Genomic DNA, 17,352 nt, shown 5'->3' with positions numbered 1-17,352 from the left:
CGCCATGACCGCGCACGAAACCCAAACGGGCGGCCTGCCGCCCCTGAAAGGCCGGGTGGAGGCGCAAGCTGCGCTCGGCGCGCTGACCTGGTTCCGCGTCGGCGGCCCGGCCGATTTCCTCGTCAAACCGGCGGATGCGGAAGACCTCGCGCAGTTTCTCGCCAAGCTGCCGGAAGAGATGCCGCTGACGGTGATCGGCGCCGCGTCCAACCTCATCATTCGCGACGGCGGCATTCGGGGCGTCGTCATCCGCCTCGCCCGCGGCTTTTCCAAGATCGATGTCGAGGCGGACGGCATCGTCTGCGGAGCGGCTGCGCTGGATGCGACGGTGGCCGAACACGCGGCCGCGGCCGGTCTTGGTGGGCTCGAATTCCTCTCCGGCATCCCGGGCAGCATCGGCGGCGCCGTCGCCATGAATGCCGGCGCCTATGGCAGCGACGTGAAGGCCGTGCTCGACTGGGCGGAGGTCGTGACGCGCCAGGGTGAGATCCGGCGCCTGGCGGCGGAAGAACTGCATCTGTCTTACCGGCATTCCCAGCTGCCGCCGGGGGCCATCGTCATCCGTGCCCGGTTGCGGGCGCAAGCGACCGACCCCAGCCTGATCGCCGCGCGCATGGGCGAAATCCGCGACAGCCGGACGAAGACGCAGCCGGTGCGCGCCCGCACCGGCGGCTCCACCTTTGCCAATCCGCCGGGCCAGAAGGCCTGGGAACTGATCGACGCCGCCGGCTGCCGCGGGCTGACCCGCGGCGCCGCGCAGGTGAGCGAGTTGCACTGCAATTTCCTGCTCAACAATGGTGGCGCGAGCGCCGCCGACCTCGAGGGCTTGGGTGAGGAGGTGCGGCGCCGCGTGCAGGCGGCCACCGGCGTCACCCTCGAATGGGAGATCAAGCGCATCGGGCAGCCGAGCGGGCGACCGGAGATAGTGGCATGAAGCGCGTTGCGGTTCTCTACGGCGGCATCTCGGCAGAACGCGAGGTCAGCCTCGTCACCGGAGCCAAGGTGATCGCGGCGCTGCGCGAGGCGGGCTATGACGTCGTGCCCGTCGAGGTCGGTCCCGATCTCGGCGCCACCATCGCGGCGCTCGATCCCAAGCCCGACGCCGTCTTCAACGCGCTGCATGGCCGCTTCGGCGAGGATGGCGCCATTCAGGGCGTGCTCGACTGGCTCGGCATTCCCTACACGCATTCCGGCGTGCGCGCCTCCGCCATCGCCATGGACAAGGTGGCCGCCAAGGCGCTCTTCGCCGCCGCTGGTCTGCCGGTCGCGCGCCACAAGGTCGTCGACATCGCCGATCTCGAAGAGGCGGACCCGATGCCGCGCCCCTATGTCATCAAGCCGCAGAACGAAGGCTCCTCGGTCGGCGTGCACATTATGAAGAGCGGGGACAACCGGCGCGCCGAGATCGCCCGCGGCTGGAGCTTCGGCCCGACCGCGATGGTCGAAGAATTCATCCCCGGCCGCGAGATCACGGTTGCCGTCATGGGAGACCGCCCGCTCGCCGTGACCGAGATCAAGGCGAGCCACGAATTCTACGACTACGAGTCCAAATATGCGGAAGGCGGCTCGAGCCATGTCATTCCGGCGCTGGTGCCGGAGGTGATTGCCGAACAGGCGAAGGAGGTCGCACTGCGCGCGCATCAGGCGCTCGGCTGTGCGGGGGCCTCGCGTTCCGACTTCCGCTACGACGACACCGAGGGCACGCCCGGCCGCCTGGTGCTGCTCGAAGTGAACACGCAACCCGGCCTGACCCCGACTTCCCTGCTGCCCGAGCAGGCGGCCCATTGCGGCATCAGCTTCCCCGCGCTCTGCGCCTGGATGGTGGAGGCCGCCCGATGCCGCGTGTAGCAAAACGCTCCGAAGCGGAGCTACACGCCGCGCGCGCCGCCAACGCGCGGCTGATGGCGAGCCGCAGCGTCGTCGACCGGCCAAGCCACCGCGCCATCATCATGCGCCGAGCGCGCCGCCTGATGCGCCCGGCGGCGGGCGCGGGTGCCATCGTCGTGCTGCTGTTCTGCGCGAGCCTCGTGGTGCGGGAAGCGGATAGCGGCAGCGGATCCACCGGCGCCTTCCGTCGGGCACTCGGCGCGGTCGGCGCCACCATGGGCCTCACGGTGCAGACCATCGTTATCGACGGGCGGGAGAACACGCCCGAGCCGCTGCTGCGCCGCGCCCTCGGCGTGATGATCGGTCAGCCGATCCTCGGCTTTTCGCTGACGGATGCGCGGGAGCGGCTGCTCTCCCTCGGCTGGGTCGCCGATGCGGTGGTGGAGCGGCGGTTGCCCGGAACCCTCGTCGTGCGCCTGATCGAACGCGCCCCCTTCGCCGTCTGGCAAGATCATGGCGATTTCCGCCTGATCGACCGCAATGGCGACACGATGGGCGAGCAGGACGTGGGCCGTGCCTCGGAAGTGCTCAACCTGCCTTTGGTGGTGGGCACAGGCGCGCCGGAGGCGGCGACCGAATTGTTCGACGAGATGAAGCCCTATCCCGATATCCGCAAGCGTCTCGTGGGTGCGGTGCGTGTCGGCCAGGAACGCTGGAATCTCGATCTCAAATCCGGCGCGACTGTCATGCTGCCCGGAGAAGCGCAGGATGCGGCGCTCGCACGCCTGCAGGCGCTGCAGGACCGCATGCAGATTCTTGACCGGCCGGTGCAGGAAATCGACCTGCGGCTGACCGACCGCGTGGTGGTGCGGCCGCGCCTGATGCCTCCGCCGCCGCCCGCGCCGCCTCCGCCTCCCGGCGCGGCGGCAGTACCCTCTGCCGCGAAGCCCGCGGCGCCTGTGCAACCGAACGGATGAGGGGGAAGACGGTGAACGATCTGACACGCCGCACCCTGCCTCCCGTCGCGACGGATTTGCCGCCGCGCGCGCGTACGCTGCGCGCCGGCGTCTTCGGCGTGCTCGATATCGGCTCCACCAAGATCACCTGCATGATCGGCCGCAGCGAACCGGACGGCACGCGGCGCATCCTGGGCTTCGGCTGGCAGAAGGGGCGCGGCGTGCGCCACGGCGCCATCACCGATCTCGACGAGGCGGAGCGCGCGATCCGCGCCGCCGTCGGCCAGGCGGAGGACATGGCCGACACGCGGCTGCGCTCCGTCACCGTCAATCTCGGCTGTGGTCAGCCGGAGAGTCGACTCTTCAATGTCCAGTGGCCGGTCGGTGGCCGCATGGTGGGCGAGGACGACGTGCGCCAGGTGGTGTTGGAAGGCCGCCATCGCGCCGAGACGGAAGGTCGCGACACCATCCACATCCTGCCGCTGTCCTTCTCGGTCGACGAGACCATGCGGGTGGAAGACCCGCGCGGCCTGCATTGCGAGACGCTGACCGCGCGCCTGCACGTGATCGACGCCGTCTCCTCGGCGCTCCGCAACCTGCGCACCTGCCTGCATCGCTGCGACCTCGAGATTGCCGAGTTGGTGTCGGCGCCTTTCGCAGCCGGTCTCGCGACGCTGGTGGAAGATGAGCGCGAACTCGGCACCACCGTCATCGACATGGGCGGCGGCGCTACGAGCTTCGCCGTCTTCGCGGAAGGGCAGCTGCTGCATACGTCGAGCACGCTAGTCGGCGGCATCCACGTCACCAACGACATCGCGCGGCTGCTCTCGACGCCTGTCGCGCATGCCGAGCGGCTGAAGACGCTCTATGGCAGCTGCCAGGCGAGCCCGGACGACGAGCGCGAAATGCTGCCCGTACCGCTGGTGGGCGAAGAGGAGCATCAGATCGCGAAGGTTCCGCGCAGCATGGTGGTCAGCATCATCCGGCCGCGGCTGGAGGAGATTTTTGAAATCGTGAAGGACAGGCTGGAGAATTCCGGCCTGTCCCGCGTCGCCGGGGCGCGTGTCGTGCTGACCGGCGGGGCCTGCCAGCTTGCCGGTGCGCGCGAGTTGGCGGCCCATATCCTGGGCAAGCAGGTGCGACTCGGTCGGCCCGTCGATTTGCGTGGTCTTCCGGATGCGGCCTCGGGCCCGGCTTTTGCCACCGGCGCCGGGCTGCTGGCCTGGGCCGCAGGTGAAGGCCGCGCGATGCAGGATATCGACCTCGAGACCAAGCGCGTGGGCGGACCGCTCAAGCGCTTGATTTCGTTTCTGAAGGAGCGTGTGTGATGCCCGGGCATTCTCATGCACCATTCAGAGCGCCCCCGAAAAAGCTTGACCTGTCACTCCTCAATCCTCTAGCGCCGGACGGATACGCTCTGCCGGGCACGTTTTTGCAAGGAGACCGCCCATGACGCTGAACCTCACCGTTCCGCAGCAAACCCATTCCGACTTCACGCCGAAGATCTGCGTCATCGGTGTCGGCGGCGGCGGCACCAATGCCGTCGACAACATGATCGCGCTCAACCTGCCGGGCGTTGAATTCATCGTCGCCAACACGGATGCGCAGCAGCTCATGCGCAGCCGCGCCGACCGCCGCATCCAGCTCGGGCCGACCATCACCCAGGGCAACGGCGCCGGCGGCAAGCCGGAAGTGGGCCGTCTCTCCGCCGAGGAAGCGGAAGCCGATCTCGAGCGGCACCTCGAAGGCGTGCACATGGTCTTCATCACCGCCGGCATGGGCGGCGGCACCGGCACGGGGGCCGCGCCCGTCATTGCGCGCCTCGCCCGCAAGCACGACATCCTGACCGTGGGCGTGGTGACGAAGCCCTTCTCCTTCGAAGGCATCAAGCGCGCGCGTGCGGCGGAAGCCGGCATCGCCGAGCTGCAGCAGTATGTCGACACGCTCATCATCATCCCGAACCAGAACCTGTTCCGGATTGCGAACGAGCACACCAGCTGGAAGGAAGCCTTCCAGATGGCCGACAACGTCCTCTACATGGGCGTGCGCGGCGTGACCGACCTGATGGTGGTCCCCGGCCTCGTCAATCTCGACTTCGCCGACATCCGTACCGTCATGTCCGAGATGGGCAAGGCGATGATGGGCACGGGCGAGGGTGAGGGCGAGGGCCGTGCGGTGCGCGCCGCGGAAGCCGCGATCAGCAACCCGCTGCTCGAAGACACCAACATGGCGGGCGCCCGCGGGCTGCTCATCAACATCACGGGCGGCGAGGACATGACGCTGTTCGAGGTGGATCAGGCGGCCAACCGCATCCGCGAGGAAGTGGACGAGGAAGCCAACATCATCTTCGGCTCGGCGATCGACAGCACGCTCAACGGCCGCATCCGCGTCAGCGTCGTCGCAACGGGCATCGATTCCGCTGCGATCGAATACAAGCCGAAGCTGGAACTGGCGGCGAGCAACGACCGTCCGGCGCAGCCTGCCCAGGTCCAGGCTCCCGCCGAAATGCCGCTGGCCGCGACCGGCACGGGCGACGTCCGCCCGATCGGCTTCCCGCAGCAGCATGTGAGCCCGGCTGCGCCCGCGCAGTGGAGCCCGGCGGCGCAGCTGGCCCCCGCCCAGCCGGCGATGAGCCCGGTGGCGCCTCCGCCGTCCGCGCCCGCGCCGTCTGCGGCACCCACGCTGCGCGGCCCTTCGGCTCTGCCGCAGCGCCCGGCCAGCACCCGCGGGCTCTTCGCCGAGCCGGTGGCGCGCAGCGCCGAGCCGGCGCCCGCGCCCTCCGGCGGCACGAGCCTCTTCAACCGGGTGACGGGCGCGATCGGCAAGCGCGTCCAGCCGGCGGCGGCTGCCCCCGAGCCGCGCCTTGAGGCCGCGGCGCCGGAGCCGCGTGCCGAAGCGCCGCGCCCGGTGGCGCGTCCTTCCGCGGCGGACGAGATGGGGGGCCTGGAAATTCCGGCCTTCCTGCGCCGCCAGCAGTCCTGAGACCCTGAGCACGGGCGGGCTCCAACCGGGGCCCGTCCGTCCTTTCCGAGGTTTCCGGGAAACCGGGCCCGGTGCGCCGGCCACCGTTGTCGATGAGAGGGCACGTGACCAGAGCAGATGGGCAGACTCTCGCAGCCGCGCGGCTTTCCACGCGGCTGTTCTTCTTTCTGGCGGGTTTCGCCAATGCCTCCTGGGCGCCCATGGTGCCCTACGCCAAGATGCGCACCGGCCTTGGCACCAGCGCCTTCGGTCTCGTGCTCATGGGGCTGGGTATCGGCGCGACCGCCGTCATGCCGGTCATCTCCTGGGCGCTGCGGCATCATGGCTCGCGTCGCACGATCGTGGCGGGTGCCGTCATCACCACGCTGGTGCTGCCGCTGCTGGCCGTGCTCTCGAACCCCGTTCTGCTTGCCATCGTCCTGCTGATCTTCGGCTTCGGCATCGGCGCCCTGGATGCCGCGATGAACGCCCAGGCGGTGGAGGTTGAGCGGCTCAGCCGCAAGCCGCTGATGTCGGGCTTCCACGGCATGTTCAGCCTGGGTGGCCTGGCAGCCGCCCTTGGCCTGACCTTGCTGCTCGGCGGCGGGCTGCCGGTGCAGGCCGCCGCCCTCGCCGTAACCTTGGTGTTTCTCGCCGTGTGGCTGTGGCGCGCACCCGGCTTGCTGCCGGGCCATGAGGCGCCGCAGACGGCGGAGAGCCGCCCGGCGGGGCGCGCGCTGCTGCATCCGCTGGTCCTGCTCATCGGAGCGCTCTGCGTGGTGGGCTTCCTCGGAGAAGGGGCCGCCCTCGATTGGAGTGCGCTGTTTCTCGGCCAGAAGGGGCTGCCACCCTCCCTGGGGGGGCTCGGCTATGCCGCCTTTTCCGTCGCCATGGTCCTGGCACGTCTGACGGGTGACCGGCTGACGCGGCGCTTCGGTCCGCGGCTCACCATGCAGGTGAGCGCGCTGCTGGGCATCGCCGGCTGGGCCGCCGTGGTGCTGCTGCCGGGGCCCGTCGCTCTTCTCGGCTTCTGTCTGGTGGGCCTCGGGGCTGCCAATATCGTGCCGTTGCTGTTCAGTGCCGCCGCTCGCGTGCCAGGCGTGCCGGCCAGCACTTCGATCCCGGTCATCAGCGCCCTCGGCTATGCCGGGCTGCTGAGCGGCCCCGCGATCGTGGGCTTCGTCGCTGGCGCCACCAGCCTGGGCACGGCGCTACTTCTCGTCGGCCTGCTTCTTCTAGCCGTGCTGGGCGGGGCGAAGATCGCGACCGGGCGCGAGGGGTAAGGGGAGGGCGGCAGGCGCCGCCCAGCTGCGGCGGATCACGTAGACCGGCCGGTGCTTCGTCTCGTCGTAGACGCGGCCGAGATATTCGCCGATCACCCCGAGCGCCAGCAGTTGCAGCCCGCCGAGGAAGAGGACGGCCACCATGAGGGAGGGGTAGCCGTCCACCGGGTTGCCGTAGACCAGGGTGCGCAAGACGAGGAAGGCGCCGTAGAGCAGCGACAGCATGGCGGTCGCGAGGCCGAGATAGCTCGCGAGGCGGAGTGGCACCTGGCTGAAGGAGGTGATGCCCTCGATCGCGAAATTCCACAGCCGCCAGTAGCTCCAGCTCGTGCGTCCGGCGCAGCGTCCGGCGCGGCGGTAGCGGATTTCTGCCGTCGGGAAGCCGACCCAGGCGAACATCCCTTTCATGAAGCGCCGTCGTTCCGGCATCTGCCGCAAGGCGTCCACGGCGGCGCGGGAGAGCAGGCGGAAATCGCCGGTGTCGGGCGGGATGGGCACCGCGCTGAGCCGATTGAGCAGGCGATAGAAGAGATGCGCCGTGCTGCGCTTCGCCCAGCTCTCGCCCTCTCGTGCCTCGCGCACCGCATTCACCACGTCATACCCCTCCCGCCATTTGGCGATGAGGGCGGGGATCAGCTCCGGAGGGTCCTGGAGATCGGCGTCGATCGGGATGACGAGGCTGCCGCGCGCCTGATCGAGGCCGGCCGTCAGTGCCGCTTCCTTGCCGAAATTGCGCGACAGGTCGAGGATGCGAAGGCTGGAGTCTTCGGACTGCAGGGCGAGCAGCCGGCCGAGCGTATCGTCCCGGCTGCCGTCGTTGACGCAGATGACCTCGTAGCTGAAGCCCGTGCCTGCCAGCACAGCGGCAAGGCGGCCATGAAAGGCGCCGATGGTCTCTGCCTCGTCGTGGCAGGGCACGACGATCGAGAGGAAGGGTGGGGCGCCGTCGGGCGTCAGCGTTCGCACGGCCATCGCGCTCTCATGGATGTGACGCGGGCAAGAGAGTTAACAGGTCATTCCGTTCTGGTAAAGAAATGATAAGGCTTGGTGGCGGCGGAGAGGTTCTTATCTAAGCAGTTCCGCCCCGCAGGGGCCCGCAGCGAGGACGACCGGCCATCATGACCACCCGTGCCCATGACATGCCCTTTGGGGCCAGCCTGCAGAAAAACGGCGTGCTCTTCCGCCTCTGGGCGCCGGGTCAGGCGGCCGTCGGCCTTGCCGTCGACGGCGGGGCGCCTGCGCCGATGCAGCCTCGCGCCGACGGCTTTCACGAATTGCTGCTGTCCGAGGCGGGCGCCGGCTCTCGCTACAGCTTCGTGGTGGGTGACGGCCTGCGCGTGCCGGACCCTGCCTCCCGCTTCCAGCCGGAAGACGTGCACGGTCCGAGCGAGGTGATCGACCCAGGCGCCTATGACTGGCAGGACGCCGGCTGGCGCGGCATCGCATGGGACGCCGCGGTGATCTACGAACTTCATCTCGGCACCTTCACCGCCGAAGGCAGCTTCCGCGCGGCGATCGAAAAGCTCGATCATCTGGCGGCGCTCGGCGTCACCCTCATCGAGATCATGCCGGTCGCGGATTTTCCCGGCGCGCGGAACTGGGGCTATGACGGCGTGCTGCCTTATGCGCCGGATGCGAGCTACGGCCGGCCCGAGGATTTCAAGGCGCTGGTCGATGCCGCCCATGCCCGCGGTATCGGCGTTCTGCTCGACGTGGTCTACAACCACTTCGGGCCGGAAGGAAATTACCTGAGCGCCTATGCCGACGCCTTCTTCACCGAGCGGCACCAGAGCCCCTGGGGCGCCGGCATCAACGTCGACGGGCCCGACAGCCGCCCGGTGCGGGAGTTCTTCATCCAGAACGCCCTCTATTGGATCCACGAATTCCATCTCGACGGGCTGCGCTTCGATGCCGTTCACGCCATCCAGGACGACAGCGACCGCCACCTGCTGGTCGAGATGGCCGAGCGCCTGCGCGCCTCGGTGACCGACCGGCCGCTGCATCTGATTCTGGAAAACGAAGACAACCGGGCCTCGCTGCTGGAGCGTGAGGCGGCGGGCGAGTGTGGCCATTACTCCGCCCAGTGGAACGACGACGTGCATCACGTGCTGCATGTGGCCGCCACCGGTGAAGATATTGCCTATTACGCGCCCTATGCCGCCCAGCCGGACCTGCTCGGCCGCGCGCTGGCGGAGGGCTTCGCCTTTCAGGGTGAGGCGATGGAATACAGCGCCAAGCTGCGCGGCGAAGCCTCGGGCCACTTGCCGCCCCTGGCCTTCGTCGCTTTCGCGCAGAATCACGACCAGATCGGCAACCGTGCAATGGGCGAGCGGCTGTCGGCGCTCGCCCCGCGGGAAGCGCTGCGCGCCGTCTCGGCCGTCTATCTGCTCCTGCCACAGGTGCCGATGATCTTCATGGGTGAGGAGATCGGCGCGCGGACGCCGTTCCTCTTCTTCACCAACTTCGGCGGCGAGATGGCCGAAAAAGTGCGGGAGGGCCGGCGCGCGGAATTCTCCCGCTTTCCTGAATTCAACGATCCGGAGAAGCGCAGCCACATTCCGGACCCCGAGGCGGAGACCACCTTCCTCGCCTCCAAGCTGCCCTGGGCGGAAATGGATGCCGCGACTTTGCAGTGGTTCACCCGCATCTTGGCCACCCGGCGCGCCGAGATCCAGCCGCTGCTGAACGGCATCCGGAGTGGCGGCGTCGCGCAGATGCACGGCCCGGGCGCCGTGACAGTGGTGTGGCAGGCAGGGGAGAGCCGCCTTGTGCTGCAGGCCAATCTGTCGGCGACGTCCTGTGCCTGTCCGGCGGAGACGGACCGGCGCATCTGGGCGGAAGGCTCGGTACAGCCCGACGGTCAACTCGGCCCCTGGTCCATCTGCTGGTCCGTCTCGAACCGGTGATCCGACCGCGGACAGGTGGAGAACGGTTGAAAACGAAAGTTGTCCTTCTGTGACCAAGAGAAACATAGGCTCACGAAGGCGGGAGGACGACCTTCTCCCCTCTCGCGGCTGAGATATCAGGCGGGCTAGTCAGAGACAGAGACGCACAGAGGGAAGACGACCATGGCGGCAGGAAAGCTCCACATCGCGTTCATCGGAGCTTTCTGCAGCCTGTTCGTGGGTGCCGCTGCGCCGGCGAGAGCGGCGGATGCAATCCCCGTCACCGTCACCACCGCGAGCCAGGAGGACGTACCCGTCTATCTCGACGGGATCGGCAATGTGCAGGCCTTCAACACCGTGTCCGTCCGGGCGCAGGTGGACGGCGTCCTGATCGATCTGCCCGCGCACGAGGGTCAGGAGGTCCACAAGGGCGACGTCATCGCGCGGATCGATCCCGCGCCCTATCAGGCGGCGCTGGACCAGGCGCTCGCCCAGCGGGCGGAGGATCTCGCTTCCCTCCAAAGCGCGCAGCTCGACCTCGATCGCTACACGAAGCTCGCCAAGAACAGCTACGCCCCCGTGCAGCAGGTGGATGACCAGCGTGCCGTCGTGGCGAAGGATCAGGCCATCATCCAGGCGGACAACGCGGCGATCGAGACCGCGAAGATCAAGCTCGGCTACTGCACCATCCGCGCCCCCTTCGACGGCCGCGTTGGTCTCTACCAGATCGACGTCGGCAATCTCATTACCGCGAACGGCGCGAGCCCGATCCTGACGGTGACACAGGACAAGCCCATCGCCGTCGTCTTCACCCTGCCGGAGGACCAATTGCTTCAGGTGCAGGAGGCGCGGTCTCAGGGGCCTCTGCCGGTGATCGTCATGGACAAGGCGACCGGGCGGACGATTGCGACCGGCGTACTGACGACGCCCGACAATACGATTGCGGCGGCCACCGGCACCATCGCCCTCAAGGCGCGCTTCGACAATGCGGACGATCATCTCTGGCCCGGCCAGTTCGTCGACGCGCGTCTGCAGGTGAAGAAGCTGACGAAGGTCGTGACCATTCCCTCGATCAGCGTGCAGCACGGCCCCGATGGGCTGTTCGTCTTCCTCGTTCGGCCGGACGGTACGGTCGCCCAGGTGCCGGTCTCGGTCGCCTACGCGGATAGCGGACGCAGCGTGATGTCCAAGGGCGTCGCGGCCGGCGACGTTGTGGTGGTGGGTGGTGCCTCCCGCCTTGCGCCCGGTCTCAAGGTCCAGGGCAAGCCGGTGGATGCCGCACGGGTGGAGGCGAACAGCCAAACCGCCGACGGCTTGGGTGGTGGCGGCTGAGCATGAGCATTTCGACGCCCTTCATCCGCCGCCCGATCGCGACCTCGCTGATCGCGGCTGCGATTTTCCTGGTGGGGCTCGCCGTTTATCCGCTGCTGCCCGTGGCGCCGCTGCCGAACGTGACCTTTCCCACCCTCGTGGTCAGCGCCAGCTATCCGGGTGCGAGCCCACAGACCATGGCGTCCACCGTCGCGACACCGCTCGAGACCGAATTCGGCCAGATGCTGCCCGGTCTCACGCAGATGACCTCGACCAGTGTCTACGGAAATACGCAGATCACCCTGCAATTCAGCCTCGACACCGATCTGGGCAATGCCGAGACCTTGCTGCTGGAGGCGATGAACGCGGCACAAGGCTCGCTGCCGGCCGACATGCCCTCTCCCCCGACCTTCCGGGCGATCAATCCGTCGGATGCGCCGATCATGATTCTCGCCATGCATTCGGATCAGGCGCCGATCACGACCGTCGACAGCTATGCCGAGAACATCGTCGAGCAGCAGTTGTCCCAGCTGCAGGGCGTGGGCCAGGTTCTGGTCGGCGGCCAGCAGACGCCATCCATCCACGTCCAGGTGGATCCCGCGCGCCTCGCCGCGATGGGGATGACGATGGAGGATGTGCGCACGGTTCTGGCCGATGCGACGGTGGACAACCCCAAGGGAAGCGTCGACGGTCCCAATCGTTCTTTCACCATCTACAACAACGACCAGCTGACGCAGGCAACGCCGTACAACGACTTGATCATCGGCTACAAGAACGGCGCGCCCATCCGCATCGGCGATATCGGCCAGGCGGTGGCCGGCCCGCAGAACCGCGAACTCGCCGCCTGGATCAACAACAAGCGCGGCGTGCTGTTGCTGATCTTCAAGCTGCCGAGTGCGAACGTGATCGCGACCGCGGATGCGGTGAAGGCGAAACTCAAGACGCTGGAAGCCTATTTTCCGCCCAACGTGCATCTCGACGTCGTTTCCGACCGGACCTTGACCATTCGGGCCTCCGTCAAGGACGTCGAATTCACCCTCATCCTCGCCATCTGCCTCGTGGTGATGGTGATCTTCCTCTTTTTGAGGAACCTCTGGGCCACGATCATCCCGAGCGTCACCATTCCCGTGGCGCTCGTGGGCACGCTGGCGACGATGTATGCGGCGGGCTTCAGCCTCGACAATCTCTCGCTGATGGCGCTGACCATCGCCGTCGGCTTCGTCGTCGACGATGCCATCGTCATGCTGGAGAACATCGTCCGCCACATGGAGGAAGGTCTGGGGCCGATGGAGGCCGCGCTGAAGGGCGCAGGGGAGATCGGCTTCACCATCCTCTCCATCAGCGTCTCCCTGATCGCGGTCTTCATCCCACTGCTGCTGATGGGTGGCATCATCGGCCGGCTGTTCCGCGAATTCGCGATCACGCTGTCGATGACCATCGTCATCTCGGCCATCGTCTCACTTACGCTGACGCCGATGATGGCCTCCCGCTTCCTGCGGCCAGAAACGAAGACGCACGGCCGTCTCTACAATGCGGTGGAGCGGATCTTCGACGGAATGCTGCGCTTCTACGGCCGCACCGTGGACGTGGCGCTGCGCTTTCGCTTCGTCACGCTGATGATCTTCCTCGCGACCGTCGCGGTCACCGTCTACCTCTATGTGATCATCCCCAAAGGCTTCTTCCCGACGCAGGATACGGGCACCATCATCGGCATCACCGAAGGTGCGCAGGATGCGTCCTTCCAGCAGATGTCGCGCCTGCAGATGGCGATGAATGCGGTGATCCTGAAGAACCCTTCCGTGCAGGCGGTGAACTCCACCGTGGGTTCGGGTATCGGCGGCCAGTCGGGCAATCAGGGCCGCATGTACATCACGCTCAAGCCCTGGGATCAGCGCAGAGACACGGTGACGCAGATCATCGACCAACTGAACCAGGCAACTGCCTCCGTCGTCGGCATGCGGCTCTACATGCAGCCGGCGCAGGATGTGCGCGTGGGCGCCCGCCTTTCCAAGACGCAGTATCAATATACGCTGCAGGATTCCAATTCGGACGAATTGAACCAGTGGGCGCCGAAGCTTCTGGCGGCGATGCAGAAGATGCCGCTGTTGCAGGACGTGACTTCCGATCAGGAGAATGCGGGCACGACACTGACGACGACGATCGATCGCGAGAGCGCCGCGCGCTTCGGCATCCAGCCGGCGGCGATCGACGCCATTCTCTACGACGCCTTCGGGCAGCGCGAAGTCGCCCAGTATTTCACCGGCAACAAAGCCTATTACGTGATTCTGGAGGCGACGCCGCACGAATTCTCCAAGGTCGCGACGCTGCGAAAGCTCTATGTGAAATCAGCCAGCGGCGAGCCGGTGCCGCTCTCGACCTTCGTACACCTGACGACCGCGCCGGTGCAGCCCCTCGCCATCAACCACCAGAGCCAGTTTCCCGCGGTCACCATCTCCTTCAACCTCCGTGGCCGGGCGTCACTCGGCGACGTCGTCGCGCAGGTCACCAAGATGAAGCAGCAACTGGGGGTGCCGGCCACCGTGCAAGGCAACTTCCAGGGAACGGCGCAGGCCTTTCAGGATTCGCTGAGTTCGGAGCCGCTTCTGGTCCTCGCAGCGCTCATCGCCGTCTATATCATTCTCGGCATTCTCTATGAGAGCTACATCCTGCCGCTGACCATTCTGTCGACCCTGCCGTCCGCCGGCGTGGGCGCGCTGCTCATGCTGATGCTCTTTGGCTATCAGCTGACGGTCATTGCCCTGATCGGCATCGTCCTGCTCATCGGCATCGTGAAGAAGAACGGGATCATGATGGTGGATTTCGCCATCAATGCGGAGCGGCGCCACGGCCTAGCCCCGATGGAGGCGATCCGCCAGGCCTGCCTGCTGCGCTTCCGTCCGATCTTGATGACGACGATGGCCGCGATCCTCAGCGGCGCGCCCCTGATGCTGGAAAGCGGCGCCGGCTCGGAGCTGCGCAAGCCGCTCGGCTTCGCCATGGTGGGCGGGCTGGTCCTCAGCCAGATCCTCACCCTCTACACGACGCCAGTGATCTATCTCTATCTCGACCGGCTGGCGCATTGGTTGTCGCCCAACAAGCCGCGGCGTCTGCCGCGGCTTGCCGAAAAGATGGCGCCGGTCGCCGAGGCGGGCGAATAGGGCCGTCTTCGGCGCCGTCAGGCGTCGAGGATGGCGACGGCCCGCGTCCAGCCTGCCGATGCCCCGCGAATCTTGACGGGAAAGCAGGAGACGAGGAAGCCGGTGGCGGGCAGCGCTTCCAGATTGTGCAGCTTTTCGATCTGGCAGTAGCCCGCTTCGCGCCCGGCCTTGTGACCCTCCCAGATCAGTCCGGCATCCCCGGTTTCCGCGAAGCGGCGGGCGGTGTGGAGGAAGGGGGCATCCCAGCTCCAGGCATCGGTGCCGACGACGCGCACGCCTTGGCCGGTCAGATGCAGCGTCGCGGCCCGGCCGAAGCCGCAGCCGCTGTGGATGTAATCGGCCTCCCCGTAACGGCTGGCAGCACGGGTGTTGACCAGCACGATGTCGAGCGGTTGCAGCCGGTGGCCGATGCGCGCGAGTTCGGCGTCGATATCCGCGGGCTGCACCAGATAGCCGTCCGGAAAATGCCGGAAATCCAGCTTCACGCCCGGCTGGTAGAACCAGTCGAGCGGCACCTCGTCGATCGTGCTCGCCGGTGCGCCGCCGTCCATTGTCGGGTGGTAGTGCCAGGGCGCATCCACATGCGTGCCGTTATGGGTGGAGATGGCGACCGTCTCGACCGCCCATCCCTGGCCTTCAGGCAGGTCCTCGGGCTTGAGACCGGGAAAGAAGCTCGCAATCTGCGCCGCAGTCTCGCCATGGCGGTAATAGGTGATGGAGACCTTCTGTATCGGCGGATCGGCCGGCACGTCGTTCTCGAGCGCGATCGAGAGATCGATGATCCGTTTGGTCATGGTCTGTCCTCTCAAAGAAAAAGGCCGGCAGGATCGCTCCTGCCGGCCTTCTCATGGATCAGTGTGCGGAGGTTCAACCGGCCTTGACGGCGGCCAGGCTGTCCTTCGCGGCGGCGACCACCGCGTCCGTGGTGATGCCGAACTTCTTGTAGACGTCGCCGATCTTGCCGGAGGCGCCAAAGCTGTGCATGCCCACGAAGCGGCCGTAATCGCCGGTGTAGCGGCTCCAGCCCAGTTCCGCCGCCGCTTCCACGGCGACGCGCGCCTTGTTGGCGCCGAGGACGGACTTCTTATAGGCCGCGTCCTGCTGCTCGAAGTGGAACCAGCTCGGCATGGAGACCACGGCGGTCGGGATGCCTTCGGCCTGCAGCGCCGTGCGGGCCTCGACCGCGAGATGCAGTTCGGAGCCGGTGGCGAGCAGGGTCACCTGGCGTTCGCCGCCTTCGGCTTCCAGCAGGACATAGGCGCCCTTGGCGGACTTGTTCTCGGCGCCGGACTCCTTGCGGAGCAGCGGCATCGGCTGGCGGGAGAGCGCGAGGAAGGCCGGGTTGCGCGGCTGTTCCAGAACCAGCTCCCAGCATTCGGCCGTCTCCACCGGGTCGCCCGGGCGGTACACGGCGAGGTGCGGCATGGCGCGCATCGCGGCCAGATGCTCCACCGGCTGGTGGGTCGGGCCATCTTCGCCGAGGCCGATGCTGTCATGCGTCATGACGAAGATGGAGCGGATTTCCATCAGGGCCGAGAGGCGGATCGAGGGGCGGCAGTAGTCCGAGAAGCACATGAAGGTGCCGCCGTAGGGGATCAGGCCGCCATGCAGCGCGAGGCCGTTGATGGCCGCCGCCATGCCGTGCTCACGAATGCCGTAATGCACGTAGGAGCCGTTGAACTCACCGGGATGGATCTCGGTCTGGTTCTTGGCCTTGGTGTTGTTGGACGGCGTGAGGTCGGCCGAGCCGCCGAGCAGCTCGGGGATAGCGTCGAAGAGATGGTTCAGGACGGCGCCGCTGGCCGCGCGCGTCGCCAGTTCCTTGCCGCTGTCGATGAATTCCTTGCGCGCCGCGGCAATGGCGTCGCGCCAGTTGGCCGGCAGCTCGCCCTTCACGCGGCGCTGGAATTCCTCAGGCGCCGACTTGAAGCGCTCTTCCCAGGCCGCACGCTCCTTGGCGCCACGGGCGCCGATCTCGCGCCATTCCTTGAGCAGGTTCTCGGGGATGACGAAGGGCGGGGAATCCCAGTTGAGCAGCTTGCGGGCGCCGGCGATTTCCTCTTCGCCCGGGGCATCCGAATGCGCCTTGTGGGTGCCGGCCTTGGTGGGGAAGCCGAAGCCGATGATCGTCTTGCAGGCGATCAGGGTCGGCTTGTCGGTGACCGACTGGGCTTCCTTGATGGCGGCGCGGATGGCGTCCGTGTCATGGCCGTCGATCTCGAGCGTGTGCCACTGTTCGGCCTGGAAGCGCTTGATGACGTCTTCCGAGGTGGACAGGCTGGTGTCGCCGTCGATGGTGATGGAGTTGTGGTCCCAGAAGCAGATCAGGTTGCCGAGCTTGTAGTGGCCGGCGAGCGAGATCGCCTCCTGGCTGACGCCTTCCTGAAGGCAGCCGTCGCCGAGGAAGACGTAGGTATGGTGGTTCACCAGGTCCTTGCCGAACTTCGCGGAGAGGATGGCCTCACCGAGCGCGAAGCCGACGGAGTTCGAGATGCCCTGGCCGAGCGGGCCGGTCGTGGTCTCGATGCCGGCGGCATGGCCATATTCCGGGTGCCCGGCGGTCTTGGCGCCGACCTGGCGGAACTGCTTCAGGTCCTCGATCGTCATGTCCTGGTACCCGGTGAGGTACAGCAGGCTGTAGAGCAGCATCGAGCCATGGCCGTTGGACAGGATGAAGCGGTCGCGGTCGAACCACTTGGGGGCCGAGGCGTCGAACTTCATGAATTCCTTGAAGAGGACCACGGCGATGTCCGCCATGCCCATGGGCGCGCCCGGATGCCCGCTTTTGGCCAGCTGCACGGCGTCCATCGACAGGAAACGGATGCAGTCGGCGAGGTCGCGCAGGTGCTGGTCTTTGGGAGCCGGAACGGTCTTCACCGCGGAGCCCGGGGTGGCGTCTGCCATGGTCATGATATCCTTCTTCGCGAGGTCATCCACGCCGCCGGTATGGCACGGCTTGGGCCGCTCTGAA

General features: G+C 67.2%; 12 protein-coding genes. 9 read left to right on the top strand and 3 right to left on the bottom strand.

The features are described 5' to 3' along the window. Nucleotides 1–4 precede the first annotated feature (4 nt). The 6 genes from murB to ACYQ6W_RS06845 all read left to right on the top strand — a co-directional run bounded on the left by murB (nucleotide 5) and on the right by ACYQ6W_RS06845 (nucleotide 7,027). Nucleotides 5–934, top strand: coding sequence for a UDP-N-acetylmuramate dehydrogenase (murB, locus tag ACYQ6W_RS06870; protein WP_459674379.1), 930 nt, complete (start codon nucleotides 5–7; stop codon nucleotides 932–934). After that, entirely contained in the window at nucleotides 931–1,848 is a 918-nt protein-coding gene (locus ACYQ6W_RS06865; RefSeq protein WP_459674378.1) for a D-alanine--D-alanine ligase, read from the top strand. Before murB ends, ACYQ6W_RS06865 begins: the two co-directional genes overlap by 4 nt. Next, complete coding sequence (locus ACYQ6W_RS06860) at nucleotides 1,836–2,804, top strand: cell division protein FtsQ/DivIB (protein WP_459674377.1); 969 nt, start codon at nucleotides 1,836–1,838, stop codon at nucleotides 2,802–2,804. The genes ACYQ6W_RS06865 and ACYQ6W_RS06860 overlap by 13 nt, the downstream gene beginning before the upstream one ends. 11 nt (nucleotides 2,805–2,815) lie before the next feature. Next, nucleotides 2,816–4,111, top strand: a complete 1,296-nt coding sequence (gene ftsA, locus ACYQ6W_RS06855; RefSeq protein ID WP_459674376.1) for a cell division protein FtsA — start codon at nucleotides 2,816–2,818, stop codon at nucleotides 4,109–4,111. 121 nt (nucleotides 4,112–4,232) lie between these two features. After that, complete coding sequence (gene ftsZ, locus ACYQ6W_RS06850; RefSeq protein ID WP_459674374.1) at nucleotides 4,233–5,765, top strand: cell division protein FtsZ; 1,533 nt, start codon at nucleotides 4,233–4,235, stop codon at nucleotides 5,763–5,765. A gap of 104 nt (nucleotides 5,766–5,869) precedes the next feature. Beyond that, nucleotides 5,870–7,027, top strand: coding sequence for an MFS transporter (locus ACYQ6W_RS06845; RefSeq protein WP_459674373.1), 1,158 nt, complete (start codon nucleotides 5,870–5,872; stop codon nucleotides 7,025–7,027). Here the strand turns inward: ACYQ6W_RS06845 and ACYQ6W_RS06840 are convergent. Next, nucleotides 6,980–7,999, bottom strand: coding sequence for a glycosyltransferase family 2 protein (locus ACYQ6W_RS06840; RefSeq protein ID WP_459674372.1), 1,020 nt, complete (start codon nucleotides 7,997–7,999; stop codon nucleotides 6,980–6,982). The genes ACYQ6W_RS06845 and ACYQ6W_RS06840 overlap by 48 nt on opposite strands. A 146-nt stretch (nucleotides 8,000–8,145) precedes the next feature. Between ACYQ6W_RS06840 and treZ the strand changes: the two genes are divergently transcribed. The 3 genes from treZ (at nucleotide 8,146) to ACYQ6W_RS06825 (ending at nucleotide 14,381) form a co-directional block, all read left to right on the top strand. After that, complete coding sequence (treZ, locus tag ACYQ6W_RS06835; protein ID WP_459674371.1) at nucleotides 8,146–9,933, top strand: malto-oligosyltrehalose trehalohydrolase; 1,788 nt, start codon at nucleotides 8,146–8,148, stop codon at nucleotides 9,931–9,933. Nucleotides 9,934–10,095: 162 nt separating this feature from the next. Then, the gene (locus ACYQ6W_RS06830) at nucleotides 10,096–11,244 is read left to right on the top strand and encodes an efflux RND transporter periplasmic adaptor subunit (RefSeq protein WP_459674370.1); all 1,149 of its coding nucleotides are present in this window, start codon (nucleotides 10,096–10,098) and stop codon (nucleotides 11,242–11,244) included. Nucleotides 11,245–11,246: 2 nt separating this feature from the next. Next, nucleotides 11,247–14,381, top strand: coding sequence for an efflux RND transporter permease subunit (locus ACYQ6W_RS06825; RefSeq protein ID WP_459674369.1), 3,135 nt, complete (start codon nucleotides 11,247–11,249; stop codon nucleotides 14,379–14,381). A gap of 17 nt (nucleotides 14,382–14,398) precedes the next feature. On the opposite strand, the gene ACYQ6W_RS06820 is transcribed toward ACYQ6W_RS06825, so the two are convergent. Both ACYQ6W_RS06820 and tkt read right to left on the bottom strand, forming a co-directional pair. Next, nucleotides 14,399–15,175 carry a cyclase family protein gene (locus ACYQ6W_RS06820; protein WP_459674368.1) on the bottom strand — a complete coding sequence of 259 codons (777 nt, stop codon included), beginning with the start codon at nucleotides 15,173–15,175 and terminating at the stop codon, nucleotides 14,399–14,401. A gap of 73 nt (nucleotides 15,176–15,248) precedes the next feature. After that, nucleotides 15,249–17,285, bottom strand: coding sequence for a transketolase (gene tkt / locus ACYQ6W_RS06815; RefSeq protein WP_459674367.1), 2,037 nt, complete (start codon nucleotides 17,283–17,285; stop codon nucleotides 15,249–15,251). Nucleotides 17,286–17,352: the final 67 nt, after the last annotated feature.

The organism is Acidisoma sp. 7E03, from assembly GCF_054665075.1.
Note: the sequence above shows the minus strand (reverse complement) of the source record. Positions and strands in the feature narration are given on the sequence as shown.

What these genes read in the sequence shown, in the direction of transcription:
- ACYQ6W_RS06825 (WP_459674369.1), top strand. Translation starts at nt 11,247, where the DNA reads ATGAGCATTTCGACGCCCTTCATCCGCCGCCCGATCGCGACCTCGCTG.
- ACYQ6W_RS06830 (WP_459674370.1), top strand. Translation starts at nt 10,096, where the DNA reads ATGGCGGCAGGAAAGCTCCACATCGCGTTCATCGGAGCTTTCTGCAGC.
- treZ (WP_459674371.1), top strand. Translation starts at nt 8,146, where the DNA reads ATGACCACCCGTGCCCATGACATGCCCTTTGGGGCCAGCCTGCAGAAA.
- ACYQ6W_RS06860 (WP_459674377.1), top strand. Translation starts at nt 1,836, where the DNA reads ATGCCGCGTGTAGCAAAACGCTCCGAAGCGGAGCTACACGCCGCGCGC.
- ACYQ6W_RS06865 (WP_459674378.1), top strand. Translation starts at nt 931, where the DNA reads ATGAAGCGCGTTGCGGTTCTCTACGGCGGCATCTCGGCAGAACGCGAG.
- tkt (WP_459674367.1), bottom strand. Translation starts at nt 17,285, where the DNA reads ATGGCAGACGCCACCCCGGGCTCCGCGGTGAAGACCGTTCCGGCTCCC.
- ftsZ (WP_459674374.1), top strand. Translation starts at nt 4,233, where the DNA reads ATGACGCTGAACCTCACCGTTCCGCAGCAAACCCATTCCGACTTCACG.
- murB (WP_459674379.1), top strand. Translation starts at nt 5, where the DNA reads ATGACCGCGCACGAAACCCAAACGGGCGGCCTGCCGCCCCTGAAAGGC.
- ACYQ6W_RS06820 (WP_459674368.1), bottom strand. Translation starts at nt 15,175, where the DNA reads ATGACCAAACGGATCATCGATCTCTCGATCGCGCTCGAGAACGACGTG.
- ACYQ6W_RS06840 (WP_459674372.1), bottom strand. Translation starts at nt 7,999, where the DNA reads ATGGCCGTGCGAACGCTGACGCCCGACGGCGCCCCACCCTTCCTCTCG.